The sequence below is a fragment of the Sphingomonas sp. PP-CE-3G-477 genome (assembly GCF_003050745.1).
Classification (GTDB): Bacteria; Pseudomonadota; Alphaproteobacteria; order Sphingomonadales; family Sphingomonadaceae; genus Sphingomonas.
On sequence record NZ_QAOF01000001.1, the window covers coordinates 873,906 to 889,167 of the forward strand.

Here is a 15,262-nt window from a genome sequence, read left to right on the forward strand (position 1 = left end):
GCAGCAGATGTACGACGAACATTATGGACTGACGGGTCGGCCGTTCCAGCTGACCCCCGATCCCAAATTCTGGTTCGAGACGGCCACGCACCGCAAGGCCATGGCGTATCTCGGCTATGGCCTGGCGCAGGGCGAGGGCTTCATCGTGATCACCGGCGATATCGGCGCGGGCAAGACGACGCTGGTCGGTCACCTGATGGACACGATCGATCACCAGCGGCTGAACGCGATCAAGCTGGTGTCGACCGCGATCGAGGCGGACGACCTGCTGCGGATCGTCGCGACCGAATTGCAGGTCGATCCCGCCGGGCTGACAAAGGCCGAACTGCTGACCGCGATCGAGCGCGGGCTTCACGCCGTGGCGCGGACCGGCAAGCGGACGCTGCTGATCGTCGACGAAGCGCAGGCTCTGCCGGTATCGGCGCTCGAAGAATTGCGGATGCTGTCGAACTTTCAGGCTGGCGGCCATGCGCTGTTGCAGATCGTCCTGCTCGGCCAGCCCGAATTCCGCGATCGGCTGCACGGGTCTGAGCGGCTCGAACAGCTGCGCCAGCGCGTCATCGCGATCCACCACCTCGATCCGATGGAGGAGCATGAGGTCTCCGAGTATCTTGCGCACCGGCTGTCGGTGGTAGGCTGGACGGGCAATCCCGACTTTGCCGACGATGCGTTTGCGGCGTTTTTCGCAGGGTCGGCGGGCGTTCCGCGGCGGCTGAACCTGCTCGCGGGCCGCGTCATGCTGTATGCGGCGATCGAGGATCTGACGGTCATCGATGCTGCGGTCGTACAGTCGGTACAGCGTGACCTGGAAGGCGACCTGCCGATGCTGGCGACCGATACGGGGAAGGGGGCCGCTACGTTCGCGCCCGTCTCCGGTACCGCCGAGTCCATCGCAAAGCCGACGCCGGTGGCGGAGGCGGAGCGTACCGATCCCGCGATCGCGGACCGCATCGCTGCGCTCGAAGCACGTGTCGAGTTGCAGGACAAGGCGCTTCGTCGCGTGCTGACGCTGCTGGTCGACTGGATCGAGAGTGATGACGACAAGCCGGAATACGCACCGATCCGCGGTGTGACGGCCTGGCACGACGCAGCGTAAATGACTGTTCTCAATGGCATGTCGGTCGACGTCGAGGACTGGTTTCAGGTCGGCGCGTTCGAGAAGGTCATCGACAAGGCGGACTGGGATTCGCTCCAGCCACGCGTCGAGGCGAACACCGATGCGGTCCTGGCGCTGTTCGCCGAACGAGAGACGAAGGCGACCTTCTTCACGCTGGGCTGGGTCGCGCACCGCTATCCGGCGCTGATCCGGCGGATCGTCGATGCGGGGCACGAGATCGCCAGCCATGGCTGGGACCACCAGCGCGTGTTCACGATGACGCCTGAGGTGTTTCGTGCCGACCTGGTGCGGGCAAGGACTGCGATCGAGGATGCGGCGGGGGCGAAGGTCACCGGCTATCGTGCGCCGAGTTTCTCGATCGACCAGCGGACGCCCTGGGCGCATGTCGAGCTGGCGGAGGCGGGCTATGCCTATTCCTCCAGCGTCGCGCCGGTGAAGCACGATCATTACGGCTGGCTCGATGCGCCGCGCTACGGTTTCAGGCCGCTTGCGGACAGCGCGCTGATCGAGGTTCCGGTGACGGTCGCCAAGTTCGGTGAGCGCAAGCTTGCCACCGGGGGCGGGTTCTTTCGGCTGCTGCCCGCTGCGATCACCGATTTCGCCGTGCGGCAGGTCAACCGCGAAGATCGGCCGGCGATGTTCTACTTCCACCCGTGGGAAATCGACCCGTCGCAGCCGCGCGTCGAGCAGGCACCGATGCGGTCCAAGATCCGCCATTATTCGCGGCTCGGCGCGATGGCGGGGAAGTTGCGCGGGTTGCTGGGTCGTCATCAATGGGGCCGCGTCGATGCGGTCGTCGCGCGCGAAGCGGCCCGGCTGGCGTGACCGCACCGATGCCCGTCGGCGTGCGCGAGGCGGACCTTCGCGATGCGGGCGAGTGCGCGCGGATCACGGCGTTCGTCGACGCGATGGAGGGCGCGACGCCGTTCCACCTGCCGGCGTGGAGCCGTGCGGTGCAGGACGGATGCGGCCAGCGCGCGCGGTATCTCGTGTCCGAGACCGATCGCGCGATCGTCGGCGTGCTGCCACTGACCGAGATGCGCTCGCCGTTGTTCGGGCGTGCGCTGGTGTCGACTGGGTTCGGCGTCGATGGTGGCGTGCTTGGGGGAGCGGTCGAACCGCTTGCCGCTGGCGCGTGGAACCTTGCGCTGCGCATCGGATGTCCGTCGGTCGAGCTGCGTGGCGGGGTTGCGCCGAACGGCTGGGATAGCGACGACGGCAGCTATCTCGGTTTCGCGCGCGATCTGGCGGCGGACGACGATGCCGAACTGCTCTCCATCCCCCGGAAGCAGCGCGCCGAAGTCCGCCGTGCGCTCGGATTCGACCTGGAGATCGTTACTGGCAACGACCGGAAACTGCTCGCCGAGCATTACCGGGTCTATGCGGAATCGGTCCGCAATCTCGGTACGCCAGTATTTCCCGCAAAGCTCTTTCGTAGCGTTACCAGCGCGATGGATGCGGATATTCTCACCGTACGGCATGGGGGCAGGGCGGTCGCCAGCGTCCTGAGCCTGTATTTCAACGGCACGGTTTACCCCTATTGGGGCGGCGGGACCGAAGCGGCGCGGGGGCTTCGCGCCAATGACCGGATGTATTTCGCGCTGATGGCGCATGCACGGGCGCGCGGCTGCACGCGGTTCGACTTCGGGCGTTCGAAGACGGGGACGGGGGCGGCGGCGTTCAAGAAGAACTGGGGTTTCACGCCCGAGCCGCGGCTTTACGCCAAGCGCAGCAGCGGTCCCGCGCGCGAAGTGAACCCGCTCAATCCGAAATACGCGCTGATGGTGCGGACGTGGAAGAAGCTTCCTTTGTGGGCGGCGACCGCAGCAGGGCCGTGGATCTCCCGAGGGCTGGGGTGAGCCTGCTTTTCCTCGCGCACCGCGTGCCGTTTCCGCCCGACCGCGGCGACAAGATCCGCAGCTTCCATATCTTACAGTATCTGGCGCAGCGCACGCCGGTGCATCTGGTGGCGTTTGCCGATGACGAGGCGGACGTCGATCCGCCTGCGGTGTTCACCGACATGCTCGCGAGCTGCACGATCATTCCTCGCGCGAAGTCGCAGACGCGTGCCGCCATCGAAGCGCTCGCCACGGGCAAGCCGGTATCGCTGACCGCGTTCGCGCATCCGGCGGTGCAGGCCGCTGTCGATCGGGTCGTTCCGCAGGTCGGCGGCGTCTATTGTTTCTCGGGTCAGATGGCGCAGTATCTGCCGGCTGGTGGGCCGCCGATCGTCATGGATTTCGTCGACATCGACTCCGCCAAGTTCGGAGGCTTCGCCGAGGACGCGCGCGGCCCGATGCGCTGGATGATGCGCCGCGAAGCCCGCCTGCTGGGGGCTTTCGAGCGGGAGATTGCGTCACGGGTCTCTGCGAGCCTGTTCGTCAGCGAGGCCGAAGCGGCACTGTTTCGCGACGGTGATGCCCGAGGGCGGGTGCTCGCCGTCGAGAACGGCATCGATGCAGTAAAGTTCGATCCTGCGCTTAACGCTGCCATTTCGAGGAGCAGCGCAGAAGGTTTGATCGTCTTCACCGGCCAGATGGACTACCGCCCCAATATCGATGCGGTAACCTGGTTCGCGCGCGACATCCTCCCGCTGATTTGCCGCTACCGTCCCGTGCAGTTCGCGATCGTCGGCCGCGCACCCACGCCGGCCGTGCAGGCACTGGCGAGCGACCACGTCACCGTCACCGGCGCAGTCGACGACGTCCGCGGCTGGCTCGCCGCTGCGGACGTGTGCGTCGCACCGCTCAAACTCGCGCGCGGGGTCCAGAACAAGGTGCTCGAAGCGATGGCGATGGCGCGCCCCGTGGTCGCCTCAGCTGCCGCCGCCGAGGGCATCGACCACGCTGGTACGATCCGCGTCGCCGAGACCGCCGCCGGGTTCGCCGCCGAGGTGATCGCGCTGCTCGAAGCCCCCGAGGACGCAGCGGGTCTTGGCGAGTCTGCCCGCGCGCAGGTCATCCGCCGCTATGGCTGGGACGCACGTCTCGCTCCACTCGACGCGCTTCTCGGCCTGTCCGCATGACCGCGTGGCGCCGGCACGGTATCGCGCTGGCGGTCGCGTTCGTGCTGATCCTGCTGACGTTCCGCAGCGACGTGCGCGATCTCGCGCATATCTGGTGGAACAGCACGACGTTCGGGCATTGCCTGTTCATCGGTCCGGTCATCGCATGGCTCGTCTGGCAACGCCGCAGCGACCTCGCGCAACTCACCCCGACCGGCTGGTGGCCGGGCTTGGCGCTGATCGCGATCGGCGGATTCGGCTGGCTGATGGGCGACGCCGCCTCGGTCGGTTTCGCGCGCCAGCTCGGGCTCGTGATGATGCTGCAAGGCGCGGTGGTCACGATCCTCGGGCCCAACGTCGCGCGCGGCCTCCTATTTCCGCTCGGCTACGCGTTCTTCCTCGTGCCGTTTGGCGAAGGTCTCGAACCGCCGTTGCAGACCGTCACGGTCGCGATCGTGATGCCGCTGCTCCATCTCGTCGGCGTGCCCGCGGTGGTCGATGGCGTGCTGATCCACGCCGGTCGCTATTATTTCGAGGTCGCCGAGGCGTGTTCGGGCGCCAAGTTCGTCATCGCGATGGTCGCGTTCGGCGTGCTGGTCGCCAACCTCTGCTTCGTGTCGTGGAAGCGCCGCGCGGTGTTCCTCGTGGTTTCGGTCGTCGTGCCGGTCATCGCCAATGGCTTTCGCGCATTCGGGACGATCTGGGCGGCGGACCTGACGTCGGTCGAGGCTGCGACGGGCCTCGATCATATCGTCTATGGCTGGATATTCTTCGCGCTGGTCATGGCCGGCGTGCTGGCGATCGGCTGGCGCTGGTTCGACCGCGCGCCCGACGATCCCGCGTTCGTTCCGGCGACGCTCCAGGCGATACCCCGTCGCCGCACCGACCTCCCGGTCGCTACCGCGCTCGCACTCGCCACGGTCGCGGTCTTCCCGCTGTGGAGCGCGGCGATCGCGAGCCGGGCGCAGGCGCTGCCCGCGCATATCGACCTCCCCGACATTGCCGGATGGCACCGCGTCCCGGTCAGCACGCGCGCGCCCTGGACGCCCTATTACCCCGGTGCCGACCATTATCTGTTCGGTCGCTACGCCGATGCGTCGGGCGTGACCGTCGACGTGAGTATCGCCGTGTTCGGTAGCCAGCATGAAGGCAAGGAGCTGATCGCCTACGGCACGGGCGTCCTGCGCCAGGAGGATCGCTGGGTCCGGGTCGAGACCCTGCCCGCGATTTCGGGCGGTTCGGCGATGCGAATCACCGCGCCGGGGCCCGTAGAGCGGATCGTCGCGACGTGGTACCGGGTCGGCGACACGACCACGCAGGACGAGACGCTGGTGAAGATCGAGACGATGAAGGCCCGGCTGCTCGGCGGCCCGCAACGCGCGGTGGCGATCCACCTGTCGGTCGAGGGCGCCGACCCGCGTCCGATCGCGCGCTTCCTCGCCGCATTGGGGCCGATCGGTACGGTCGCCGACCACGCCGCGGGGATGCGCTAGATGTGCGGCATTGCCGGGATCTTCCACCCGGGTACGCCCAAGCCGGTCGACCCCAACCGCGTCCATGCGATGATCGCCGCGCTGGCGCATCGCGGGCCCGACGGCGACGGCATCTGGACCGCGCCGGGCGTCGGGCTCGGCCACCGCCGGCTGTCGATCATCGACCTCGAAGGCTCGCCGCAGCCGATGTCCGACGGTACGCTGACGATCACCTACAACGGCGAAGTCTATAATTTCGCCGAACTGCGCGACGAGCTGATCGCCAAGGGGGCGATCTTCCGGACGACGGGCGATACCGAAGTCCTGCTCCACGCCTGGCGCGCCTGGGGGCCGTCAATGCTCGACAGGTTGAACGGCATGTTCGCGTTCGGGATCCACGATTCCGCCGCGCACACGCTGTTCCTCGCGCGCGACCGGATGGGCGTGAAGCCGCTCTATTACGTCGAGCTCGCCGACGGCTCGCTCGCCTTCGCCTCCGAACTGAAGGGCTTGCTCGCGCACCCGCAGCTTCGGCGCGTACCCGATTTGAGCGCCGTCGAGGATTACCTCGCGCTAGGCTACGTCCCCGATGATTCCTGCATCGTCGCCGGCGTTAGGAAGTTGGCGGCGGGGCATTTCCTGCTGGTCCAGCGCGGCCGCGCGGTGCCGCAACCGCGTAAATGGTGGGACATCGATTTCTCCAACCGCGCGACCGGCTCCGCCAAGGCACTCGGCGAGGAACTGGTCGACCGGATGCGCGCGGGCGTACGCTCGCGGATGGTCGCCGACGTGCCGCTCGGTGCGTTCCTGTCGGGCGGCGTCGACAGCTCTGCGGTAGTCGCGCTGATGGCCGAGGCGAGCCCAAAGGCGGTCCGCACCTGCACGATCGGGTTCGACGAAGCGGGCCATGACGAGCGCAGCTTCGCCACCACCGTCGCGCGCCGGTTTGCCACCGATCACCGCGAGCGCGTGGTCCAGTCCGGCGACGTCTCGCTGATCGACACGCTCGTCGCGAGCTTCGACGAACCCTTCGCCGATGCCTCCGCGCTCGCGACGTACCAGGTCTGTGCATTGGCCCGCGAAAGCGTTACCGTCGCGCTGTCGGGCGACGGCGCGGACGAGGCGCTTGCCGGCTATCGTCGTTACAAGTTCCAGTCCGTGGAGGAGCGCGTCCGCGGCCTGCTTCCGGCGCATGTGCGTGCAGACGTGTTCGGGGCGCTTGGCCGCTGGTATCCGAAAGCCGACTGGGCGCCGCGTCCGCTGCGCGCCAAATCGACGTTGCTCGCGCTCGCGCAGGGTGGCGGCGAGGCGTATGCGCGGTCGGTTGGCGTCACCACGCCAGAGTTGCGCGCGCATCTCTTCACGCCCAGCGCCCGCGCCGCGCTCGGCGGGTACCGCGCCGAGGATCGCTACGTCGCGACGATGGCAAACGCGCCGGCGCGCGATGCGATCGACCGCGCGCAGTATGCCGACATCAAGCACTGGCTGCCCGGTGACATCCTCACCAAGGTCGACCGGACCAGCATGGCGGTCGGGCTGGAGGCGCGCGAGCCGTTGCTCGATCACCGCCTGATCGAGTTCTGCGCGACGCTGCCGGCGAACATGCGGTTGCGCCACGGTGAGGGCAAATGGCTGATGAAGAAGGCGATGGAGCCGTATCTGCCGCGTGAGATCCTCTATCGGCAGAAAATGGGTTTCGTGACGCCGATCAGCGCGTGGTTCCGCGAGACGCTGGCGGGGGAGGCGTCGGCGTTGGCGAAGTCGCGCACGCTCGGCGAAACGGGGTGGTTCGACATGGCGACGATCGCGCGGATCGCCGACGAACACCGCATGGGCCGGGTCGAACATGGCCGGACCCTGTGGCAGTTCGTGATGCTCGAGCGATCGATGAAGCGGATGTTCGGGTAGCTCCTGATCCTCCCCCGCCAGGGGGAGGTGTCGCCCAAGGTGACGGAGGGGGAGGACACGGAACAGGCGTTTCGCGTGCCTCCCCCTCCGTCTGGCAACTGCCAGCCACCTCCCTCTGGCGGAGGAGGATTAAGCCCTTAAAACAACCCCTCGATCAGCCCGTCCTCATTAAGGCGGATCGCTTCCGCCGCCGGCACGCGAGGCAAGCCGGGCATCGTCATGATCTCGCCGCAGATCGCCACCACGAACCCTGCGCCTGCCGCGAGGCGGACTTCGCGTACCGGTACGATGTGTCCGGTCGGCGCACCGAGCAGCGCGGGATCGGTCGAGAAGCTGTACTGCGTCTTGGCGAGGCAGACGGGGAGGTGGCCGTACCCCGCGTCTTCCCAGCGCTTGAGTTGCGCCAGCACGCTCGGCTCGGCGACCGCGTGCTCCGCGCGGTAGATGCGCCGCGCGACGGTGTCGATCTTGTCGAACAGCGAGAGTTCGTCACCATAGATCGGCGCGAAACCGCCGCCATGTGTCTCGCAGATCTCGGCGACCGCGTCGGCCAGCTCGACCGCGCCTGCGCCGCCCTCCGCCCAATGCCGGCACAGGATCGCGCGCGAACCGTGCTGCGCGGCGGCCTCGACGATAGCGGCGATCTCGGCGTCGCTGTCGGTGTAGAAATGGTTGATCGCGACGATCGCGGGCACGCCGAACTGGCGGATGTTCTCGATGTGACGGACGAGGTTGACCGCCCCCTTGCGGACCGCCTCGACGTTCTCTTGCGCGAGATCGGCCTTGGCGACGCCGCCGTTCATCTTCAGCGCGCGCGCGGTGGCGACGATCACGACTGCGTCGGGTGCGAGCCCCGCCTGACGGCACTTGATGTCGAAGAACTTCTCCGCACCGAGGTCCGCGCCGAAACCCGCTTCGGTGACGACGTAATCGCCGAGCGACAAGGCGGCGCGTGTGGCGATCACCGAGTTGCAGCCATGGGCGATGTTGGCGAACGGTCCGCCGTGGAGGAACGCGGGCGTGCCCTCCAGGGACTGGACGAGGTTGGGCTTGATCGCCTCCGCGAGCAGCACCGCCATCGCGCCGTCCGCCTTCAGGTCACGCGCGGTGATCGGCGAGCGGTCGCGGGTGTAGGCGACGACGATATCGCCGAGCCTGCGCTCCATGTCCGCCAGGTCGTTGGCAAGACAGAGGATCGCCATCACTTCGGAGGCGACGGTGATGTCGAAGCCCGATTCGCGCGGATAGCCGTTGGCGACGCCACCGATCGACTGGACGATGTCGCGAAGTGCGCGGTCGTTCATGTCGAGCACGCGGCGCCAGACGACGCGGCGGACGTCGATCTGGAGCGCATTGCCCCAGTGGATGTGGTTGTCGATCATCGCGGCGAGGAGATTGTGGGCGGCGGTGATCGCGTGGAAATCGCCGGTGAAATGGAGGTTGATGTCCTCCATCGGCGCGACCTGCGCGCGACCGCCCCCGGTCGCACCGCCCTTGGTGCCGAAGCACGGTCCGAGCGACGGTTCGCGTAGTGCGAGCACCGCCTTGCGGCCGGTGTGGCGGAGCGCGTCGGCGAGACCGATCGAGGTGGTGGTCTTGCCTTCGCCCGCCGGGGTCGGGTTGATCGCGGTGACCAGGATCAGGCGTCCGCCCTTGCCCTTCTCGCGCATTTCGAGCCAGTCGAGCGAGATCTTCGCCTTGAACCGACCATAGGGCTCGATCGCCGCATCCGGAATCCCGAGGCCGTCGGCGATGGCGGCGATGGGGCGCAGTGCGACGCTGCGGGCGATGGCGATATCGGTGTCCATGTCGCACGCCTAGCCGTGGAACGATCCGCTTTCCAGACGGCTAAACACTGAAACGTCGAACGGCGACCGCGTATTGATGCGAGCGCCGTCTACGTCATACGAGCAGTATTACATCGATTGCAGTTCGGTGATGTGCGTCTGGACGACCGGCACGATCCCCGCCGCGACCGTCTTCAGGCCGGGGACGGTACCGTTTGCCGCATAGCCCTGCTGCAACGCCAATGCCTTCTCATGCGCTGCCTTTTGCTGCGTCACGTAAAGTCGGTCACGTGCGGTACCCTTGGCGGCACGCAGCGCTGCGACGTTCTTGGCGCCGACCGCATCGAGCTTTGGCTGGGCCACTTTGACATGCGCCGCGGTTGCCGCCGCCTTCACGTCCGCGGTGCTCTTGGTATGATCCGTGACCATCATCTGCGCGAACGACTTCAACTTCGGGTTCGTCGTCGTCGCCAGGACGAGCTCGCTCGATGTCTTCTCATACAGATCGCTTGCGCCCGCCTTCATGACATAGGTCGAGGCTGGGATCGGGGCCTGAGCAGACAGTGCGTAGGCGGGCAATGCTATCAATACGGCTGCGGTATAAAAGCGATTCATCATCTTCTCTCCTTGGCGGATATCGTTCGGTCGCCGTTGCCAGAACTTCGACCGCACGATCCGAACTGAGCGAACAACTGTACCGAGCGCGCTAATGTTCCGGTCATCACCGGATCATTCGGCGATCTTGATTTGGGTCATGACGGAACTGCATCGAGCAGCATTCGCCGTGTAACGAAGTTTACAGATCGACAGGCGAATTCACCCGTCGGTGACAGGCCGACCTCGATTTAGCGCGGTTGTTTCTCCAGCTTCGTGTCAACAACTCTACACGCCGATCATCGCAGCAGCAGACGAGGATCGCCCGTGACCTACCAGACGCACATCGCCCAGTTGACCAACCTGATCGCCGACCAGAACGGCACGTGGGACGCGATCTCGCCCGAGTCCGTCGCGCGGATGCGGCTCCAGAACCGGTTCACCACCGGGCTCGACATCGCGCGCTACACCGCGGCGATCATGCGCAAGGACATGGCTGCCTACGATGCCGATCCCGCGAACTACACGCAATCGCTCGGTTGCTGGCACGGGTTCATCGCGCAGCAGAAGATGATCAGCATCAAGAAGCATTTCGGCACCACCGACCGCCGGTACCTGTACCTCTCGGGCTGGATGGTCGCGGCGATGCGGAGCGAGTTCGGCCCGTTGCCCGACCAGTCGATGCACGAGAAGACCAGCGTCCCCGCGCTGATCGAGGAACTCTACACCTTCCTCCGCCAGGCCGATGCGCGCGAACTCGGCATGATGTTCCGCGACGTCGACGCGGCGCGCACGTCCGGCAACGCGATCGAGGAACAGCGCCTGCTCAACGCGATCGAGAACCACCAGACGCACGTCGTGCCGATCATCGCCGACATCGACGCGGGCTTCGGCAATGCGGAGGCGACCTATTTGCTCGCGCGGAAGATGATAGAGGCAGGCGCCTGCGCGCTCCAGATCGAGAACCAGGTCAGCGACGAGAAGCAGTGCGGCCACCAGGACGGGAAGGTCACCGTGCCGCATGAGGACTTCCTCGCGAAGGTCCGCGCGTGTCGCTACGCGTTCCTCGAACTCGGCGTCGAGGACGGCATCATCGTCACGCGCACCGATTCGCTCGGCGCCGGCCTCACCAAGCAGATCGCGGTCAGCAAGGAAGCGGGCGACCTCGGCGACCAGTATAACTCATACCTGGATTGCGAGGAGATCGATCCGGCGACCGCGCAGAACGGCGACGTCATCCTCAACCGGGACGGCAAGCTGTTGCGCCCCAAGCGCCTGCCGTCGAACCTGTTCCAGTTCCGCGCGGGGACCGGCGAGGATCGCTGCGTAATGGACTGCATCGCCTCGCTACAGAACGGCGCGGACCTGCTGTGGATCGAGACCGAGAAGCCGCATATCGAGCAGATCGCGGGCATGGTCGACCGCATCCGCGAGGTCGTTCCGAACGCGAAGCTCGTCTACAACAACTCGCCAAGCTTCAACTGGACGTTGAACTTCCGCCAGCAGGTGTTCGATGCCTGGTCGGCGGCGGGCGATGACGTCTCGGCCTATGATCGTGCGCGTTTGATGAGCGTCGATTACGACGGCACCAAGCTTGCCGACGAAGCCGACGAACGCATCCGCACATTCCAGGCGGACTCAGCGAAGCGGGCGGGGATCTTCCACCACCTCATCACGCTACCGACCTACCACACCGCGGCGCTTTCGACCGACAATCTCGCCAAGGAGTATTTCGGGGATGCGGGGATGCTCGGCTATGTGAAGGGCGTCCAGCGCAAGGAAATCCGCGAGGGCATCGCCTGCGTGAAGCACCAGAACATGTCCGGCTCGGATCTCGGCGACGACCATAAGGAGTATTTCGCGGGTGAGGCGGCTCTGAAGGCTGGCGGCGCGCATAATACGATGAACCAATTTGCGGCATGATGCCCAAGCCGGAGCGAAAGCTCCGGCGCGGATCCGGCATCACGCCCGGCCGGCGGGGCCAAAAGCCCCGTCCGACGACGCGGCTTTGCCGCGGCGCTAAGCTTCAGGAATGTTCGCGGAAACAGGTGGTTCTTCCGACGATCCTCCCCTTGACTGGGGAGGGTCGTCAAACTCCCGACCTACTTCACTCCGCCGGGTCCACCCGGTCCGCCGCAAGTGGCTCCGCCAGCGCCGTTTCACCCAACGATGCCAGCACCGCCGCCGTCAGCGCGTCGAGCCCGTACGGCTTCTCCAGCATGATCGCATCCGTATCGCCCTCGACCGACGCGGTATCGCCGCTCGCGAAGACGATCCCCACGCCCGGTCGCAGCGCGCGCGCGGTGCGGGCGAAGTCCGGTCCCGATACGCCGGGCAGGTTGATATCGGTCACCAGCGCGTCGATCGGCACGGTCTGAAGCGCGGTCATCGCGTCCTCCGCGCTCGCCGCGTCGACCACCACGAAGCCGCTCCCTTGCAGCATCTCGGCAGTGTTCGCGCGGATCATCTCGTCGTCCTCGACCAGCAACACGGTGCGCCTTGCCGACGCGTCCAGCCGTCGCTCCGCCTCGATCCGCGCATCGCGAGCGACCTTTGCGGCAGGCGAGTCGCCGCGCTGCCGATTGGCCAGCACTTCGCGGAATTTCCGTGCCAGCGCCTCGCGCGAATACGGCTTCGACAACAGGTCGACGCCGGCATCGAGCTTGCCGCCGTGCACGATCGAGTTCTCGGTATAGCCCGACGTGAACAGCACCACGAGATTGGGCAGCCGCTCCTTGGCCTTGCGCGCGAGTTCCGGACTTTTGAGGGTTCCAGGCATCACCACGTCGGTGAACAGGATGTCGATCGGCACGCCGCTTTCGACCACGTTGAGCGCGCTGGCCGCGTCGACCGACTTCAGCACGCTGTAGCCGAGATCGGTCAGCAGCTCGACCACGGTGGTACGAACCTCGTCGTCGTCCTCGACCACCAGCACCGTCTCCGTGCCGCCGCAGATCGGCCCCGCATCGGCGACGACCTCGACATCCTCGCTCTCCATCGCGCGCGGCAGATAAAGCTTGATCGTGGTGCCTTCGCCGACTTCCGAATAGATCTTCACATGACCGCCGGACTGTTTGACGAAGCCATAGACCATCGACAGACCCAGGCCCGACCCCTTGCCTTCGCTCTTGGTCGAGAAGAACGGTTCGAACACCTTCTCGATGATTTCGGGGCTCATGCCGCAGCCGGTGTCGGACACCGCGAGCAGGACGTATTGCCCGGCTTCGACCTCCTCGTGGCTGCGGGCATAGGCGTCGTCGAGGTGGGCGTTGCCGAGTTCGATGGTGAGTTTGCCCTGGCCCTCCATCGCATCGCGCGCGTTGATCGCGAGGTTGAGCAGCGCGTTCTCGATCTGCGCAGGGTCGATGAAGGTGTTCCAGAGGCCGCCGCCGACCACGGTCTCGATCTCGACGCCTTCGCCGATCGCGCGGCGCAGCATGTCGTCCATCCCGCGCACGAACCGCGTGACGTTGACGACCTTGGGCTCGAGCGCCTGGCGACGCCCGAACGCGAGCAGCTGCGACGCGAGCTTCGACCCCCGCGTGACGCCGGCCATCGCGTTGGCGACCCAGCGCTCCGCACGCTCGTTGCCGGCGAGGTTCTTGCCGAGCAGCTGGAGATTGCCCGAGACCACCTGGAGCAGATTGTTGAAGTCGTGCGCGACGCCGCCGGTCAGCTTGCCGACGGTCTCCATCTTCTGCGACTGCGCGAGCTTGGCTTCGGCCTCTCGGCGCTCGCCGATCTCCGCGATCACACGCGCCTCCAGCGTCTCGTTGAGCTGGCGGAGCTGGTCCTCGGCGCGCTCGCGGTGGCGGACCTGGCGGGCGAGCGCTTCGGCCTGTTCGCGCAAGGCAGCCTCGGCGGCGCGCTGATGCGTGATGTCGGTGTGGACGCCGACCCATTCGATGACATCGCCCGCCGAATCACGGATCGGCAGGCTGCGGACCGCGAAGGTACGCCAGGCGCCGCAATGGCGGCGGACGCGGTGTTCGAACACGAACATCGACTTGTTCAGGACGGCGGTGGTCCAAGCCTTGATCGTCGATGCGACGTCGTCGGGGTGGATCGCGTCGGCCCAGCCGAAATTCTGGTATTCGTCGATCGACTGGCCGGTGAGCGTCGCCCAGCCGGGTTGCTCGCCGATCATCCGGCCGTCGGGGCTGTTGGTCCAGAGCACGCCGTGGACCGCGTCCATCGCGGTGCGGAACCGGCCGTTGCTGATGCCGAGTGCGGCTTCGCGCTCGGCGCGATCCTCGACGTCGATCCCGAGCACGTAGATGCCGGCGACCGAACCGTCCGCCTGGACATGCGGGACATAGCGGAATTCGGAGCGGCGCGGGCGGCCATCGCGGTGCGGGAAGACGGTCTGCGCGATGAAGCTCTCGCCGGCCAGCGCGCGCTCGAACGAGGGGCGGCGATCCTGGTACACCGCGTCGCCTAGCACTTCGCGGACGGGCTTGCCGATCATCGTCTCGGGCGCGACGCCAAGCCACTCGTCATATTGCGCGTTGGCAAGACGATAGACGTGGTCGCGGTCTATGTACGAGATCAGCATCGGCACGGCGTCGGTGACACGGCGCAATTCGGCTTCGCTGGCGGCGAGGCGGTGCTCGGCTTCGACGCGGCCGCTATTGTCGACCATCGTGCACAGGACGCCGCCGACCGCGCCACCGGCGCAGTAGACGGGCGTATAGAACAGGTCGAGCGTCAGCGTTTCCGGGCCGTCGGGGCGCCGGAACAGGATCGGCTGGTCGCGGTAGGCGACGGTCTCGCCGCGGAGGCCAGCTTCGAGGACGGCGCGGTTCCAGTCCCACACTTCGGGGAACGCGGTCGCGACTGGGCTGCCGAGCGCGGCCGGGTGGCGGTCTCCCGCGACGGCGCGATAGCTGTCGTTGTAGAGCATGATGTGCTCGGGGCCCCACATCACGACCTTGGCGACGGGCGAGTTGAGGATGTTGGCGAGCGTGACGCGGAGTTCGGCGGGCCACGAGTCGATCGGGCCGAGCGACGTCGCGCTCCAGTCGCGCTGGCGGACGAGCATCCCGCATTCGCCGCCGCCGATCAGGATTTCCGCTGGTGCGGCCAAGGCAGCGTCGCGGTCGCGCATCTGTTGGAGCGCGGTGCGGACGATGGCGGCGGTGTCGCCGTGCCCTCCGTCGGTCAATTCGTCGATGTAGCTGCCGAGGTCTGCGGGCAGGGAAATGGTGCGCGACGAGTCAGGCGTTGTCATGCCGGACTAGTGGGTATGCGGCGCGCGCGTGTCAATGATTAGGGGTGTGGGGGGAGGGGAGGCGCATCGTGCATCCATCCGGGCATACCCACTTAGCACCACCCCGGCGAAGGCCGGGGCCCAGTTGGGTGACCTTGCTAACGGAGCGTT

Annotated in this window: 10 protein-coding genes; 7 read left to right on the plus strand and 3 right to left on the minus strand. The window is 66.7% G+C overall.

What is annotated here, in order from left to right:
• Window positions 1-7: 7 nt before the first annotated feature.
• Genes C8J45_RS04100 through C8J45_RS04125 form a run of 6 tightly spaced genes read left to right on the plus strand, consistent with a single transcriptional unit; the run spans window position 8 to window position 7,501 of the window.
• The gene (locus C8J45_RS04100) at window positions 8-1,096 is read left to right on the plus strand and encodes an ExeA family protein (protein ID WP_107961946.1); all 1,089 of its coding nucleotides are present in this window, start codon (window positions 8-10) and stop codon (window positions 1,094-1,096) included.
• Window positions 1,097-1,942: an XrtA system polysaccharide deacetylase gene (locus C8J45_RS04105; RefSeq protein ID WP_258191274.1), complete on the plus strand. Its 846-nt coding sequence runs from the start codon at window positions 1,097-1,099 to the stop codon at window positions 1,940-1,942.
• The gene (locus C8J45_RS04110) at window positions 1,939-2,976 is read left to right on the plus strand and encodes a FemAB family XrtA/PEP-CTERM system-associated protein (protein ID WP_107961947.1); all 1,038 of its coding nucleotides are present in this window, start codon (window positions 1,939-1,941) and stop codon (window positions 2,974-2,976) included. The genes C8J45_RS04105 and C8J45_RS04110 overlap by 4 nt, the downstream gene beginning before the upstream one ends.
• Entirely contained in the window at window positions 2,973-4,142 is a 1,170-nt protein-coding gene (locus C8J45_RS04115) for a TIGR03087 family PEP-CTERM/XrtA system glycosyltransferase (protein WP_107961948.1), read from the plus strand. Before C8J45_RS04110 ends, C8J45_RS04115 begins: the two co-directional genes overlap by 4 nt.
• Window positions 4,139-5,614 carry an exosortase A gene (xrtA, locus tag C8J45_RS04120; RefSeq protein WP_107961949.1) on the plus strand — a complete coding sequence of 492 codons (1,476 nt, stop codon included), beginning with the start codon at window positions 4,139-4,141 and terminating at the stop codon, window positions 5,612-5,614. Before C8J45_RS04115 ends, xrtA begins: the two co-directional genes overlap by 4 nt.
• Entirely contained in the window at window positions 5,615-7,501 is a 1,887-nt protein-coding gene (locus tag C8J45_RS04125; RefSeq protein WP_107961950.1) for an XrtA/PEP-CTERM system amidotransferase, read from the plus strand.
• A gap of 137 nt (window positions 7,502-7,638) precedes the next feature.
• Here the strand turns inward: C8J45_RS04125 and C8J45_RS04130 are convergent, their stop codons facing one another.
• A complete protein-coding gene (locus C8J45_RS04130; protein ID WP_107961951.1) occupies window positions 7,639-9,309 on the minus strand; it encodes a formate--tetrahydrofolate ligase in 1,671 nt (556 codons plus the stop codon).
• 108 nt (window positions 9,310-9,417) lie between these two features.
• On the minus strand, window positions 9,418-9,906 hold the full coding sequence (locus tag C8J45_RS04135) for a DUF4142 domain-containing protein (RefSeq protein ID WP_258191275.1): 489 nt from the start codon (window positions 9,904-9,906) through the stop codon (window positions 9,418-9,420).
• Window positions 9,907-10,209: 303 nt separating this feature from the next.
• Here C8J45_RS04135 and C8J45_RS04140 point away from each other — a divergent pair, with 303 nt between their 5' ends.
• On the plus strand, window positions 10,210-11,805 hold the full coding sequence (locus C8J45_RS04140) for an isocitrate lyase (protein WP_107961952.1): 1,596 nt from the start codon (window positions 10,210-10,212) through the stop codon (window positions 11,803-11,805).
• A 184-nt stretch (window positions 11,806-11,989) separates the two neighbouring features.
• Here C8J45_RS04140 and C8J45_RS04145 read toward each other — a convergent pair whose 3' ends face one another.
• Complete coding sequence (locus tag C8J45_RS04145; RefSeq protein ID WP_107961953.1) at window positions 11,990-15,112, minus strand: PAS domain-containing protein; 3,123 nt, start codon at window positions 15,110-15,112, stop codon at window positions 11,990-11,992.
• Between the last annotated feature and the right edge of the window lie 150 nt (window positions 15,113-15,262).

Coding starts and splice junctions, on each gene's coding strand:
- C8J45_RS04100 (WP_107961946.1), top strand. CDS start 8: ATGTACGACGAACATTATGGACTGACGGGTCGGCCGTTCCAGCTGACC.
- C8J45_RS04130 (WP_107961951.1), bottom strand. CDS start 9,309: ATGGACACCGATATCGCCATCGCCCGCAGCGTCGCACTGCGCCCCATC.
- C8J45_RS04145 (WP_107961953.1), bottom strand. CDS start 15,112: ATGACAACGCCTGACTCGTCGCGCACCATTTCCCTGCCCGCAGACCTC.
- C8J45_RS04135 (WP_258191275.1), bottom strand. CDS start 9,906: ATGATGAATCGCTTTTATACCGCAGCCGTATTGATAGCATTGCCCGCC.
- C8J45_RS04125 (WP_107961950.1), top strand. CDS start 5,615: ATGTGCGGCATTGCCGGGATCTTCCACCCGGGTACGCCCAAGCCGGTC.
- xrtA (WP_107961949.1), top strand. CDS start 4,139: ATGACCGCGTGGCGCCGGCACGGTATCGCGCTGGCGGTCGCGTTCGTG.
- C8J45_RS04105 (WP_258191274.1), top strand. CDS start 1,097: ATGACTGTTCTCAATGGCATGTCGGTCGACGTCGAGGACTGGTTTCAG.